Annotated in this window: 16 protein-coding genes; 1 reads left to right on the forward strand and 15 read right to left on the reverse strand. The window is 58.1% G+C overall.

Going from position 1 to position 12,702, the window contains the following annotated elements; translation table 11 throughout:
• Both VHO05_RS00005 and VHO05_RS00010 read right to left on the reverse strand, forming a co-directional pair.
• Positions 1-1,101: replication initiator protein A (locus tag VHO05_RS00005; protein WP_329644562.1), on the reverse strand; the 1,101-nt coding region annotated here is incomplete at its 3' end.
• A complete protein-coding gene (locus tag VHO05_RS00010) occupies positions 1,102-1,371 on the reverse strand; it encodes a helix-turn-helix transcriptional regulator (protein ID WP_024353481.1) in 270 nt (89 codons plus the stop codon).
• A gap of 460 nt (positions 1,372-1,831) precedes the next feature.
• On the opposite strand from VHO05_RS00010, the gene VHO05_RS00015 reads away from it, so the two are divergent.
• Positions 1,832-2,119, forward strand: a complete 288-nt coding sequence (locus VHO05_RS00015; RefSeq protein ID WP_207588942.1) for a DNA -binding domain-containing protein — start codon at positions 1,832-1,834, stop codon at positions 2,117-2,119.
• 16 nt (positions 2,120-2,135) lie between these two features.
• Here VHO05_RS00015 and VHO05_RS00020 read toward each other — a convergent pair whose 3' ends face one another.
• From VHO05_RS00020 to VHO05_RS00080, 13 genes are all read right to left on the reverse strand, one after another.
• On the reverse strand, positions 2,136-2,657 hold the full coding sequence (locus tag VHO05_RS00020) for a DUF2285 domain-containing protein (protein WP_207588944.1): 522 nt from the start codon (positions 2,655-2,657) through the stop codon (positions 2,136-2,138).
• Between the two features lie 46 nt (positions 2,658-2,703).
• Positions 2,704-2,919 (reverse strand): transcriptional regulator domain-containing protein, encoded by a 216-nt coding sequence (locus VHO05_RS00025; protein ID WP_207588946.1) that lies wholly within the window; start codon positions 2,917-2,919, stop codon positions 2,704-2,706.
• A gap of 194 nt (positions 2,920-3,113) precedes the next feature.
• Positions 3,114-3,641: an antirestriction protein ArdA gene (locus VHO05_RS00030; protein WP_207588948.1), complete on the reverse strand. Its 528-nt coding sequence runs from the start codon at positions 3,639-3,641 to the stop codon at positions 3,114-3,116.
• Between the two features lie 192 nt (positions 3,642-3,833).
• Positions 3,834-6,029: an ATP-binding protein gene (locus VHO05_RS00035; RefSeq protein WP_207588950.1), complete on the reverse strand. Its 2,196-nt coding sequence runs from the start codon at positions 6,027-6,029 to the stop codon at positions 3,834-3,836.
• Positions 6,026-7,351 carry an SIR2 family protein gene (locus VHO05_RS00040; RefSeq protein WP_329644563.1) on the reverse strand — a complete coding sequence of 442 codons (1,326 nt, stop codon included), beginning with the start codon at positions 7,349-7,351 and terminating at the stop codon, positions 6,026-6,028. Before VHO05_RS00040 ends, VHO05_RS00035 begins: the two co-directional genes overlap by 4 nt.
• Before the next feature lie 38 nt (positions 7,352-7,389).
• Positions 7,390-9,396, reverse strand: a complete 2,007-nt coding sequence (locus VHO05_RS00045) for an AAA family ATPase (RefSeq protein ID WP_279678487.1) — start codon at positions 9,394-9,396, stop codon at positions 7,390-7,392.
• 483 nt (positions 9,397-9,879) lie between these two features.
• On the reverse strand, positions 9,880-10,005 hold the full coding sequence (locus VHO05_RS00050; RefSeq protein WP_329644564.1) for a hypothetical protein: 126 nt from the start codon (positions 10,003-10,005) through the stop codon (positions 9,880-9,882).
• Between the two features lie 88 nt (positions 10,006-10,093).
• On the reverse strand, positions 10,094-10,348 hold the full coding sequence (locus tag VHO05_RS00055; RefSeq protein WP_329644565.1) for a hypothetical protein: 255 nt from the start codon (positions 10,346-10,348) through the stop codon (positions 10,094-10,096).
• Between the two features lie 2 nt (positions 10,349-10,350).
• Positions 10,351-10,599, reverse strand: coding sequence for a DUF2188 domain-containing protein (locus VHO05_RS00060; protein ID WP_329644566.1), 249 nt, complete (start codon positions 10,597-10,599; stop codon positions 10,351-10,353).
• 36 nt (positions 10,600-10,635) lie between these two features.
• Entirely contained in the window at positions 10,636-10,824 is a 189-nt protein-coding gene (locus VHO05_RS00065; protein WP_329644567.1) for a hypothetical protein, read from the reverse strand.
• 10 nt (positions 10,825-10,834) lie between these two features.
• Complete coding sequence (locus tag VHO05_RS00070) at positions 10,835-11,110, reverse strand: hypothetical protein (protein ID WP_329644568.1); 276 nt, start codon at positions 11,108-11,110, stop codon at positions 10,835-10,837.
• Between the two features lie 67 nt (positions 11,111-11,177).
• The gene (locus VHO05_RS00075; RefSeq protein ID WP_329644569.1) at positions 11,178-11,399 is read right to left on the reverse strand and encodes a hypothetical protein; all 222 of its coding nucleotides are present in this window, start codon (positions 11,397-11,399) and stop codon (positions 11,178-11,180) included.
• Positions 11,400-11,927: 528 nt separating this feature from the next.
• Positions 11,928-12,590 carry a TetR/AcrR family transcriptional regulator gene (locus tag VHO05_RS00080; RefSeq protein WP_329644570.1) on the reverse strand — a complete coding sequence of 221 codons (663 nt, stop codon included), beginning with the start codon at positions 12,588-12,590 and terminating at the stop codon, positions 11,928-11,930.
• Between the last annotated feature and the right edge of the window lie 112 nt (positions 12,591-12,702).

A 12,702-nucleotide genomic window follows, 5' to 3' on the forward strand; every position in this document is an offset into this window, starting at 1 on the left:
TTTCGCAGCTTGTTGCGAACGCGCACGATCATTGGCAAGATGATCGCGGGTGGCACTGGGCGCGTGCTCCGCACCCACAGAAACAGTTAAAGAAGATTCTCTGTTAGATAAGTTAGCGGTCGGATTCCGCTTTTCAGGCCAGAGCGTTAGCTGCGGTTCGTGCGCCTGATCTGCCGATAGTGCTGCGCCTGATGTGCCGATACCCCGTGCGCCTGATCTGCCGATGGCATCAACAGGGTTATCAACAGTGCCTGTTGATGAGTTTTCGGGGCGGATGCGCAGCAGCTCGCGGCCGTCTTCCCGCTCGATCTGGAGGCGGTAGCCGGGGAGTTGCTGGCGGGCCGCGATCCGGCGCAGGTCGAGCGCGAAGTCGGACGGCCGGGCGAGGCTGCCGGATTTCTGATGAAGGTGCGCGACCTCGAAAATCCAGCCGTGGCGCTGGTGCCCGGCGTGCTTTCTGGCGACGCGGTAAAGCCATCGCTCGATGCCGCCAGTCAGCCGGAAATAGGCAGGGTCGATGGTCAGGACCAGCGAGCGGTCGATGACGCTATTGTAGAACCATTCGGGCAGGACAAATTCCATGCCCTCGACGCGGCCGGCGCGCGTCGTCATTTCCTCCCACTCGTTGATCCATGAGAATTGCCGGCGACGCCAATGCGGGCCGTTGCGGATGGTGGTGGCAATGACGGTCGATTGCAGCCGCGCCAGCGCGGCTTTCAGAAGCCGGTATTGGTGATTGCCGGTCGGCCGCCCGATGGCGCGCAACAGATGGTAGGGCGTAAACCGGACAAAGCGCGACGTGGTGAGGCCGTTGTTCTCGGCCGCAACGATCTGCGAGGCCGCCCATATCAGCACATCGGCGTCCCATATGGTCGCCATGCCATGCTCGGGCATCCCGAACACCTGCACCTCTATGTCGGCGGCCTTGTAGAGAATCGGCTTGGTGCGCGGGGTCTTCGCCAGCGAGAAGAACGGCCGTTCCATCAAGTCGCGCTGGTCGCGCGGCGGCGCGTCGCCCGTTGCGACCACGAAGGGGTCTAGACGGCTGCGCTCGCTATCCTCGGTCGGGTGCGCGGGGTCGTGATCGTCCTCGCGCAGCATCTAGCAGTCGCCCCGTTCTTCGGGCGTGAGGGGACGCGCGGGAAAGACGGTGCCGGCGGTCTTGTCGCGGGTGGATTTGCGTTCGCCGACCGCGCTCCAGTCTTCCAGATCGCGGACGGTGTAGAGGACGCGACCGCCGACCTTGCGATAGGTCGGGCCGGTCCCGTAGGTGCGATGCTTCTCAAGGGTGCGGATGGATATGCCGAGGAAGCGCGCGGCTTCCTTGGTGCGCAGCAGGCGCGGCGGCAGGCCCGCAAGCGGGTTGGGCATGGATCACCTCCAGTCAGGATTGGGCTGCCGGGGGCGGCAGCGGACTGTGGCGAACCATGGCGAGGGATCGGCGGCGCGTAGCGTGCCGCATTTGCGCCTATGCGCTGGCGGCACCCCCTCTGGGGTGATGCGGGCTAATAAATGAGATAATTCAGCGTCTCACTGCCTGCCCCGCCGAATAGGCAAAGACATTTACGGCCGGCTCGGATAGAAACGTAGACGGAGCAGACGCGCTGCTCTGGGGCGTAGTAACCCCTGACTAGCGGTTGGTGCCGGCCGTGACGGCACCACCATCCTCGAACCTTATGGTCGGGGAGCCCATGGCGTATGTCCAGGGCTTCTCGCCTAAAGGTCATGGGGCCGTCTAGTCACGGTTACTAACTCCCCGATCACCAGGTAGAGGGGCCAGTTGCGGGGGCGCACCGCAAACAAGGCTCTCTGGAACCTAGGAGGAGTGACTATGCGGGTTCCCGTCGAACTCGATCCCGATGTGGACGATGAAGCGCCGACCGGCGATACCATAACCGTCTATGACAAACGGCATTACGTTACCTATCTGCGCCTTCTCGATGCGAAGGCCGAGGGCGCGGACTGGAAGGAAGTCGCGCAGATCGTGTTGCACCGTGATCCGGTCGCCGATGAACTTCGCACCCGCCGTTGCTGGCGAAGCCATCTCGAACGCGCGCAATGGCTGTCGCGTGAGGGCTATCGGAAGATTCTGGAGCAGGCGGCAGCCAACAAGGCGTGAGGGTCACGCCACCCGATCAACGCTTGCCGGGCTTGATCGGGTAGTGAAGCAGAAGGCGATAGCCGCCGCGCATCATCTTGATACCGTGCGTGACCAGGCGGCGGGCCTTGTTCTTGCGAGGATCGCTCTCAAAGTCCTCCTTGGTGCCGCGAAAGCCGAGCAGGACTTCAGCGATGGTGCGATAACTTTCGCCATGCAGTCGGGCGTCGAGCGCGCGCAGGGACAGGATATGCCATTGCCGGAGTTGGGCGGGAACGGCCCGGAAGTCGGGACCGGGCGCGCGACCGTTGAGAGACCGCCAAAGACGGCGCGCAGCGTGGGCGCGCAGCTCCAGAAAGGAATCCATCGGCAGCGTGACAGCGTAGAACGCTGCCGCGTCGGGCACCGCCTTTGGCAGCCAGAATTGATGCGCGACGCCATCCACCTGCCAGATGCCGTGCCAGCCATCGGCCGCGCGGCGCATATCGAGGCCGTCGAGATGCGCCAACGTCAGTACCGGTTCGGTGTCGTCGTCCTTGTGATTGACGGGCGACAACATTACGGCTTGCGGTTGAAGGCGCGGACTCCAGATTGGCGAATGCTGCTCATGCGGCGCGTCTGGATCGCACGGGAAATCGCAAACCCCAGCGATGCGCGAACTCTTCGAGGTCGCGGGCATCTGTCCCTCCGGTCAATGCGATGGTCTGGCAGTCCCGACGATATTCGTCGTTGCGGCGCAGGTATTCCCAAGCGAAACCAGCGGCAGGGATGTGCTTTGTGTACCCGTATGCCGCCGGAGATCGCCAATCGATGCTGAGCATGGCGTCACCTCCCCAAGCCGGGATGCTGGGCAGCGCCCGGCAAAGAGAGGTTCAAGGATCGTTGGAAATAGAGAAGCCGCTCAAAGCAGATACCTTGAGCGGCTAACCCGATCATTCTTTGGTGTTTTTAGCTTAGCGACAGCCGGTGCTTTCGAGATGCCTGCCCTTATGAGCACGGACAGGCATTCACGTTCTCATCTGCTGGAAAACACATGCACCTCGCCATGCGCCGTCTCGATGGTGAACAGGTCGCCACCGATCTCAGCGTCGCGCGCCATCGCCTGCCAATCGACATAGTAGCGCAGCGCCTCGGGGATCGTGACGCTCTCTGAGGTCAATTCCTCCATATAGTCGGCGAGGCTGGCGTACTGACCATGATAGCAGTCTTGAAAGGCGGTTTCGGCTTGGTCCATGTCGCCACCGAAATGCCCCAGCAAGCCCGCGCCGAGTGCGCCATGCTCTGCGATGAAAGCGGCCATCCGCGCCACGCTGTCGATGCCGGCATATTCGGAGATGCTGACGCCCTCGAAGCCCTCATAGTCGTGAATGGCGTATTCCTCCGCGTCCTCGACGGGGGAACGGGCAAGCATCGCGGCAATCTCGTCCCTGATCTGGTCCGCGTCCTGATCCGCGTCGATCCAAGTGCCATGCAAATAGCCGTTATTGTAGGCGGCAAGGCAGGCGACATAGATGCGGGGGGTGCTGTCGGATACGTTGGTCATTTCTCTGATCCTCGGGTCGGAAGGTCAGCGAAGCGGAACGCCGCGCCTGACCTTCTGGCCGTCGCCGAGACCGGGTGTGCAAACGGAAGGAGGCTTCGCGGGGAACCGGCTGCACGGAGCGCGGCACGCGCGTAGGAAGCTGGGCGGAAGCCTCTTGAAGTGCGCGGAGGGCAGAGCCCTAAGTCTCAATCCTCAGAAAGGAATTTCGTCATCCAGATCGGGAGAAGTGGAATTGTTCATGGGAACCGCACCCTCGCTAGATGCCGTTGGCGGTTCCGTGCTTTGAGCGTCAACTGCGATAGGGGCTGTCCAGTGCCGGGCGATCCGATGCCAATCAACTTCGCGCTTGTTGGCACCTGTCCAAACATCCCAAAAATCAGGGTCGGCGGATTGAGGCTGATGCTCCTTTGCCAACTCGTCGATCTCGACCAGTACGGGAATAGGCGTCGCCCATCCCAACAGGATCGCCTGTTTTGATGGCAAGCTGGGCAGATCGCGCAGCAACCCACCCACGTTGTCTGGTACAAGACGCGCGACAAGGTTTTGGTCGGAATCGTTGACTATACGATGGAGAATGAAGGTGTTGCACTGAGCCAAAACGGTCGGCGAAAGCTCTGATGGTCGCTGCGACGACAGCACCAGACCTAAGCCGAATTTGCGTCCCTCGCGGGCAATGCGCTCGAAAATTTCCCGGCAGAGCTGGTTAGGACTGGACGCCGGGCCTTCGTCGTCCTTACCGCGTCGAATGAAGGTGTGAGCTTCTTCCAGCACGAGGACTGTGGGCAGTGATAGCCCCTCTGCATTGAGCCGCCGATAGCGTTGCAGAGATTCAAAAATCACCCGGGCCAGCACGGCCACAACGACGTGAACGACCTCGGAGGGGACCAAGGAAAGGTCGACGACAGCTAGCGGGCCATTGCGTGCGCCGTCATCACCGATATAACTTTTTAGCCATTCCTCGAAGCTGGTTGGCGGTACCTTTCCAATGACGCTTCCAAGCCGTTGATCCGCGAGCATGCTGCGAATACGAAGGCCAAGCGTGCTAATAAACGCCGCGAAATTTCCGCCTTGCTCGGCAGCCAGATGATCCAGATGTTCGGCAAGCAGTGTGACATCGAATGGAACTGGAGCGTCTTCACTGATTGCGGCGGCCGCGCCGACAATATCCGGTAGGGCATCTGTAACAACAGCGATGGCGTCACGGGCCGATTCAAGATCGCCGACCAAGAAGTCGTTAAAATAGGTCAATCCCGACCGCCGGGAGTCAACAATTTCAGTGATTGTGGCAGAAAGCGTTTGCAATAGCGTCGTCGCTGGGTCATCGACCGATGCTGCAAAATGAGCGGAATCCTCGGCGATGCCGCCCAGCAAGCGCGCGCAATCAAACCGGGGGCCGACCGCTCCGGCGAAGGCGGTGCTTCCCATATTGAGCATGGCGGTAATGCGACCACTTGAAACAAGCAGATGCCGCTTGATGGTGGCTTCTCGCGGTACATCTTCATGATGGCCGCTCTTCAGTTCTCGTATCCCGCGCAACAGAAGCGGACGTTGCGCACCCGGCTGGGCATGGGCAACGGCAGTCCATTCATGGCCGCTCCAAAGCCATGCCGGAACATCCAGCTCTCTTTCAGTTCCAACGACTGGTGGGACTCGGAACAGACGGAGTTGATCTCCTCGATCCGCAAAGGCTTTGGCATATTCGCCATTGGGATCTAGAACGATGAAGCGCGCGTTCGGATGGCCTTTTCGGCCCGCGTCACTCATCGCTTTTGCTCCTGCGTCGAGCGACCAGCGGATCAGTCCGGCAACCGTACAGGACTTGCCACTGCCCGTATTGCCGAGCACGGCGAGATGTCTGCCGAATAGCTTGTCGGGATCGACCTTGATCTCGGCGCTCGATGCAAGGGCCGAAGTCCCGATACGGACACGCCGATCCGACTCCTTCGCACCAACGATAGCCTCGACCTGTTCAGGTGTCGGCATGAGTACCTGATCGCCCACTGACGGAAACGCGGCTACGCCGCGCGACAGTTCATACACTGTCTGCTTCGATGCTCGGTCCCGCCGAGACGTGAGTGTGCCGACAGGCGAGACGCACATCTTTCGCAGTGGAAACGGAAGGTCGATCAGACCGAAATCTTTCAAGCCCGACCGTTTGGGATAGGGCGACCGCTCTATCCCGATCCATGATATGTAGGCGACCGTCGCGCCGGCCTCGTTAGGAATAAGGACATAGCCATTGAGGCGAGGAAATGCGGCAGGTGTTCCTGTGTTCAGCGCCGTTGCCTGCGGTGCATCCAATTCGAGCAGGATGCGGATTTCATCAGGCGAAACAGACTCAACCGCGCCGATAACCAAGCCAGCAATGGACTCTATGGGCGTGGTCATGCTGTTGTTCCGCCGCCTAACAATTCGCCGAACTCATCGGTAGTCGCAGCAGCAGCGTCTGGTGCGGACGGATGCTCTGGCGGGCGGTGCTTCAATAGTTCGGTCATGCGCCCGGTGATGTAATCAAGCGTTGGTTTCGGGAGGTAGTTTTCGATCAACGTTGTGAGGTCACCGAAATGGGGACCGATTAACAGCGATACCTGCGCCTCGCGAGTCCGTGAAAGAAAGCCTTTCAAGCGGTCATCCGCCGAGTAAGCGAGCACCACGAGATGGGTTGATGGGATCGTCAGCATGTCGAGCAACACGCGGTTGATGTGATCGTCCCCGAAGCCATAGCCGTAAGTGACGACAACCGCATTGGGCCTGCACGTTGCGGCGGCAAAATCACGAAACAGCTCTGCGTACGGATACTGTGTCGTTTCGACATCCTTCGCCGGGTTCGGATAGATCATCACCGTATCGACCGGCTTTTTGGGCAGATCGGTGTGATCGGTGGGGGCACCGAAGGGTATTCCCTTCCGCAAAATCTTCCGATCTGTCGTGCTGAATAGCCAGTCGAGAGAACCATGAAGTTTGGTCAGGCGGATGACGCCTTCCATGAAGCGTGGTTCCCCGCGAATGCCCGGCGGGTTGTAATGCACATCAACCTCGACGCGGGTTGACCGGAAAACAGGCGTGAGCGCTCCAACAAAACGGTCGATAATACGAAGCCCGGCGAGGTCGCAACCGTGCTCAATCAACCTGTCGTAGTTCGTAGTGAAGACATGAAGCCTCTCGCGCGAAGCCGCGCGACTGGCGAAGCTGAGTAGGAACGACTGAACTGCCCCTTCTGCAATGACTCGCTTTGCCGGATCGCCGCTGATCAGACCGGCTTCAGTTTTGAGAAGTGATTCAAGGAAACCACGGAGCTGTACATCCATCGCGGATTTAAGGGTGGCGGCTTTAGCCGTATCAATGATCTTCAACCCCTCATAAACCGAAAGGGCTGCCCGGAACTGATCCTCGATATTGGCCGCACCACGCCCCATGCGTGCCGCCTCATTCGCAGCGAAGTCGTCGATCTGCTTGTCGAACTCGCTCCCGAACACAACCTTGCCCATGCCTGTAGCATTGGCTCCGGCCATATATCCCACGGCGGTCGTGAAGCCGCTACCTATCAAAAGATTCAAGTGTTCGGCTTGAAAAACAGCGGATAGCCAAGGCTCGATCCGCTTTCGCGCTGACGCGATGAATTTATCTAGCGTATCGTCATCCGCAGGTAGATCGCTCCATGACTCGGAATGGCTCCCAACGCGATACGCATGCTTATCATCAAGATTCATATTTCCCCCGAACACACCCTACACGCCCTGAGGCTCGATCACCTTGAAAGGTGTTTTTCAAGAGCAGCATTAGTTGCCTTGAATAGGCGCTCGAACCGGCCTTCACTTGCGGCGGGCAAAACCGACGACGGGTCGCTGGCCATTTTTTGTAGGAACAGCCGCGTTGGCCGTGTTTTGTGAAACGCAATAGTAAGTGCATCAAACGCCGCCTCGAAGCGGCGGGCTATGCGAGGAATGCGGGCATTCAATTCCAACGTTTTGCCCTTCAGTTCCTTGGCGTAGGCTTCGTGCACAAGTGCTTCGTAAACAGCCGAGTCCAGTATATCTTCAATGTCGGCTTCAGTGGGGGGAGCTTCGAATGCTTCGCTTACGAAAACGATGTTATCCGACCGGATAAGCTTGCCTTTCACCAAATCGTCGCGCGTTGCCTTGGCGTCCTTTTCGTCATCGAATAGGACAAGCACGTTCAGTTGTTCAGACGTTAGCAGCGCTACCATGTAGTGAACTTTTTGCGCGCCGCCGGCTGGCGTTATGGTCAACCGGTCATCGAGGCCAACTTTTCCTTGCTCATTCAGATATGCCGAAACCGCCGAAAGAATCCAAAAGTCGGTGACGCCTTCAACAACCAGGTTGTTCGGCCCGATAAACAGGCTTTGGGCAAGGTCGTATCCAAGCGCGGCTTGTAACGGAAACAGGGTGCGGGCGTCACCGTTCGGGTCGTTGGAAACGGTCGTGCCTTCTTCTTCGGCAATATTGACCGTTCGTACCCAATCCAATTGGTGCGTTGGGACCATGAACGGTGAGTGTGTCGTATAGACGATTTGGTTGGTGAAATCGTCTTCGAGGTGTCGAAGCAAATCACCTTGCGACCGCGCGTGGAGATAGAGACCCGGTTCGTCCAACAGCAAAATCGCGCCATCGGCTTCGCCGTCTTCGGTATCTGCCGCGAACACGACATAGAACGCGAAAAACCATTGGAAGCCACGGCTTCTTTCATCAAGGTTCACTTCAACGTCATACGTACTGTTAGGATCGGAAATCAGCGTGTCGAAATGGTGTGCGTCGAGGTTGAAGCGTACCTTCAGTTCGCGGTCCTTCCACCGCTTGCGAATGGCGGTCGTGACGACGGCACCAGCACGGTTGGCTAATTGCCCACGTGTTTCTTGGTCATCGCTTTGCGACAGTTCGTTGAGCTTTTCAGGGCTAAGCCCGGCAACCTTACAAAGCTTTTCAAAATTTACGTCGGCGGCTGTCTGCTGCCCTTCATTTTTACGCTTGAGGAAGCGAGCAATATCTTGATGACCTCGTATTTCGGGGTAGTCTTCAAGATACATGAACTTTGGCAAGCGTTCGATAATCCAACCGCGCGCCTTCGAGTGTGCTTCTTCGCTTCCCGGGATGGCTTCGGCCATCTCTTCCAAGGACACAATTTTTTGGTCTTGGGCGTCTGTAAGTTCGATGTCCGCTGCTGCAAGCGCCTGCCGAAGCGCGGCAAGCGCCGAGGTCGCCGTTGCAGCCCATTTCGCGGCAGTCACTCCGGCACCGATGGCAACCACGAATGCGTCTGAAGCCCGCTCCAACTCGGCCTTTGCTTCGCCCGTCAACTTCGAGGCTTTTGCCTTGACCGCCGCGTCAATCTTACGCGCTTCGGCTTTAATCGCAGCGAGGTCGAAAGGGGTTTCCGGGGCGTCGATGCCAACATACCGCTTGTCGCCATATCGACGGCCAACAGTGACCTCAGACACACCTTCAGCGGCCGGCCAAATCTCAGCTAGGCGTCGCTGTTCGTACTCGCTCAATTGCCATGTGGAGTCTACAACCGGGGTGTGGTCGTTACATTCTGAAAGCTTCCGATGTCTCGGAAAATCCTTGATGGGATTGAGCGCCTTGAAGCCGTCTGCTGGGTTTAGACTATGAAGCGCCCGCAAGACGTTCGACTTGCCGCTCTCGTTTCGACCTAGTAACGCCGTGATACGAGAAACATCAACTTCACCGCTATCGTTGATGGATCGAAAATTCCTTACGCGAAAAGACTTGAGCTGCATTCGACACCCCCCCCCTTGAAGCACGAGGATAGGCGGTTCATGAGCCTCTCTCAATACAGTATGTGTCATCAAGACCAGCAACGAAGCTGCTGGAGCATGACCGCATCCCTCGGACTGGCTGTGGCATAGCGTCCGTGCACTAAAGGGCGTTGGGGCGTTCCTCAATTATCAGCTAAAAGCCACAAGTGATCCTCAAGTACAGTGACCGAAAGTGAAACGGGGGGAGCAAGGGGCGCGGAACACAATCAACCAAAGCCTCACGGGTCATTTGGGAGGGCTATAGCGTAGGTGTAGTTCTCTGTTTCTTCGGCTTCGGCCCGCCACCGGGCCCTTAGGCCGCAGTCTACCATCACTCAAATCGCTGTCTGGTGAAAGTTAGGTTACCCCGCTCTTCCATAGCGGCCGGTCCATCGAATTCAGCGCGGGTCAGCTTCGGGCCACGACGAGACATTGACCCAGGAGCGAGCGACACAACCCGCTTGCTCACTCTGCCATCATGTGACCGAGGTATCCTGCGGCAATCAACAATGCGACGAAGATGGCGAAGAGGATGAGCGCCGAGCTGCCAGCAAAGCCGGTTTTTCCACTCGGGAGGGGGGTGAGCGCCACGAGCAAGCTCCTAGTGGTTGTGCGTTTCAAACCGGTGTGCGACGCATTCAAAGAGTGACTATCACGCGTAAAGCCACCGTGGCTGACCTTAGTGCGGGTTCGCGATGCCGGAGGCCAGTTTCGCGGCCCGCTCTCGGTCAAGATCTTCGAGCATATCCGTGACTTCTGCTTCGGTCATATCGCGGATGTCGAACCAGTTTTCACAGTGTTGCACGACGACCCATTCATTGGACGACGTAGTCGCGTGGGAGATGATATACCGCGCTTCGGCTTCGGTGATGAGCTTGCGCGCTTTGTAGCGTGTCTTGAGAATTTCAGCGCGCGAGTTGTCTTTCGCTGTCATCTTCAATCCAGCGATGTCGGATAGCTGAGCGAGGCCCGTGGATGGCGCGTGCTGCGACCTGCTGGTTCATGCACGATCATGTCGGCGTGAGCTGCAAAAGCAACCGCACGAGCAAACGCAATGGCATGGGCTCGCACGCGGTAGTTCGCCGAGGTGGCGACGTGTCCTTCCTGAGCGACTGTCCAAAGCTTGCTAGGTCCACGAATGACATGGACGTCGCGGGTTAATGTTGTGATGTGATCGGTCGTCATGACCTAATCCTTATTGTGACCCTGATAGGGACGGCGTCAGCGCTGGAACTCAGAAGCGTGTTGCGGAACGAGTTCGTCCTGTTCGGCGACACGCGCTTCGCGTTCCAGAATTGTCTTCACGCGATACAACCAGCGGCGCCCATGCCGAGGCAGCAGGGCGAGGATCTTGTAGCTCGTGACCCGACCGACCACTGGGTGGCTGATAGCATCTTTCAGGCAAACCATTTGCCCGACCCTAAACTTGGCTGCTGTCATCGCCATCCATTCGATCTCTATCGAGGGCGCGCTCTAGTTCGGCGGGATCGACCGTCGTGAGTTGCCGGGACAGCACCGTCGGGCCCGGCAGCGTTATAGTGGTGGAGACGCGCCGATAGCCGACGACGGAAAGGCTGTCGATCGCTTCCTCTACCGTCTCGATCTCGTAGATACCCGGCGAGAGCGTTTTCTCGACACCGGCCAGCCGAAACGGGTGTCGAAATTGGACAGATGTGCGAACCGTGCGCTCGAACATGGGCTCTACCTCGAATGGGGGCGCCCTCGAAGTTCGTCAGGGCGCCCCCTGATGGTCGTCGAACTCGTTAGAGCTGGCGACCGTTGGCGAAGGCGTCTACGTCCTTCTGCGCCTGCGCTTTGTCCAAGCCATACTTGGACTGCAACCGAGCCACCAGGTCGTCTTTGTCCTTGAGATTGGCAATCTCGGTGGCATCGAACTTTGGCCACTTCCCTGCGATGTCGTTGCGCATGCCAGCAACTTTATCGGCCTGAGGAGCTGCTGCCGTCGGCTGAGTTGCATTGGTCATTTATCAAATACTCCTGAAGTACGCATAAAATAATCTGGGCCATTCCCAAATCATATTTTGACAATATGGCACATAGCTGCGCTTCAATTATGTTCAAACGAAAAAATAAATCGCAATTATCTAAAGCTTGATACCGAAATCAATTTGCCCTGATCTATTCTTACAACCAAGCGATGCCGGAGATTAAGTAGAAATATTTCGTCTATTTTCAATTCTATTCTTTCATCATTGCTCCAGCGTTGCTTGGGGTTGCATGAAGCGACGGGCATACCGAGAGGAAACAGTAGGGCCTTCTCTGAGAAGACCAACTGGCGCCAGGGACGAGCGCAGCACCTTAGACATCTGACGTGGAGGGTGCGGCTCCACGTCCACCTCGAACGCTCCCGGTTGGGTGGGCTCCTGCCGATGTGCTGCCACGAGAGGCGGGACATGAGCGACGGAACGGGTCGGGCAACTTGCCCGTCACCCGATGCCGGTTTCTGAGATCCTTGATCGCGAGGTTGAAACGATCGCGAAAAAAGGAGCTGATTAGCCCTTTTTGTTGCGCGGCGCTCGGATGTCCGACGTTGCTCCGAGCAACCTCGGGGTCACATCCGCTATCAGATTGTAGACGTCGAGACCCGGAACAACCCGCTCATAGTCGCCATCCAACTCGAGCGACGCGGCCCCGTGGACGAAGGTCCAGAGCCGCACTGCGATCTGCTGTGCGTCCGCTGTCTGCCCGTTCTTGCGGCAATAGTGGGCAACCTCTTCGACGACGTTCTTCAGGCATTCATCTCCCGTCCCATCCACCTTCTTGCTCTTTTTCAGCTCGCCGAACATGAGCCTGAAAATGGCGGGCTGAGCGACGGCGAACTCCAAGTAGGAGATGCCCATCGCGGTAATGCCCTCGATAGTGCCGCTGCCCTTCTCGGCCACCGCCTGTGCGTTCTGCTCACTCAGCTGGTCGAAGCCGCGCGCGACGATCTCCTCAAGGATTTCCAGCTTGTCGCGGAAATGCTTGTAGGGCGCAGCCGTCGTCACACCAGCGCGCCGGCACGCGTCTGCCAGCGTGAAGCCGTCGGGGCCATGCTCGATCAGAAGCTCGCGGGTTGCGGCGATAAGCGCCTCACGCAGATCGCCGTGGTGGAAGCTCTTCTTCGCGCGCACCGCAGTTGTCTTTTTCGCGCTCTGTCTTTTTGCTTGGGCCATAAGACCTTAATCCCATGCCATCGACCACCGACTCAGCAAGTTAGCATATCTAACTTAAGTTAGTGAGATTAACTTTTTTGCCTTCTCGCGCCGATTTCGCCTTGTCAAGTTA

It is taken from the genome of Hyphomicrobium sp. (assembly GCF_036262015.1).
Classification (GTDB): domain Bacteria; phylum Pseudomonadota; class Alphaproteobacteria; order Rhizobiales; family Hyphomicrobiaceae; genus Hyphomicrobium_C.

Bases quoted from the DNA above. Each gene is read 5' to 3' on its own strand.
- VHO05_RS00010 (WP_024353481.1), bottom strand. From the start codon at position 1,371: ATGCCCAACCCGCTTGCGGGCCTGCCGCCGCGCCTGCTGCGCACCAAG.
- VHO05_RS00015 (WP_207588942.1), top strand. From the start codon at position 1,832: ATGCGGGTTCCCGTCGAACTCGATCCCGATGTGGACGATGAAGCGCCG.
- VHO05_RS00020 (WP_207588944.1), bottom strand. From the start codon at position 2,657: ATGTTGTCGCCCGTCAATCACAAGGACGACGACACCGAACCGGTACTG.
- VHO05_RS00025 (WP_207588946.1), bottom strand. From the start codon at position 2,919: ATGCTCAGCATCGATTGGCGATCTCCGGCGGCATACGGGTACACAAAG.
- VHO05_RS00030 (WP_207588948.1), bottom strand. From the start codon at position 3,641: ATGACCAACGTATCCGACAGCACCCCCCGCATCTATGTCGCCTGCCTT.
- VHO05_RS00035 (WP_207588950.1), bottom strand. From the start codon at position 6,029: ATGACCACGCCCATAGAGTCCATTGCTGGCTTGGTTATCGGCGCGGTT.
- VHO05_RS00040 (WP_329644563.1), bottom strand. From the start codon at position 7,351: ATGAATCTTGATGATAAGCATGCGTATCGCGTTGGGAGCCATTCCGAG.
- VHO05_RS00045 (WP_279678487.1), bottom strand. From the start codon at position 9,396: ATGCAGCTCAAGTCTTTTCGCGTAAGGAATTTTCGATCCATCAACGAT.
- VHO05_RS00055 (WP_329644565.1), bottom strand. From the start codon at position 10,348: ATGACAGCGAAAGACAACTCGCGCGCTGAAATTCTCAAGACACGCTAC.
- VHO05_RS00060 (WP_329644566.1), bottom strand. From the start codon at position 10,599: ATGACGACCGATCACATCACAACATTAACCCGCGACGTCCATGTCATT.
- VHO05_RS00065 (WP_329644567.1), bottom strand. From the start codon at position 10,824: ATGGTTTGCCTGAAAGATGCTATCAGCCACCCAGTGGTCGGTCGGGTC.
- VHO05_RS00070 (WP_329644568.1), bottom strand. From the start codon at position 11,110: ATGTTCGAGCGCACGGTTCGCACATCTGTCCAATTTCGACACCCGTTT.
- VHO05_RS00075 (WP_329644569.1), bottom strand. From the start codon at position 11,399: ATGACCAATGCAACTCAGCCGACGGCAGCAGCTCCTCAGGCCGATAAA.
- VHO05_RS00080 (WP_329644570.1), bottom strand. From the start codon at position 12,590: ATGGCCCAAGCAAAAAGACAGAGCGCGAAAAAGACAACTGCGGTGCGC.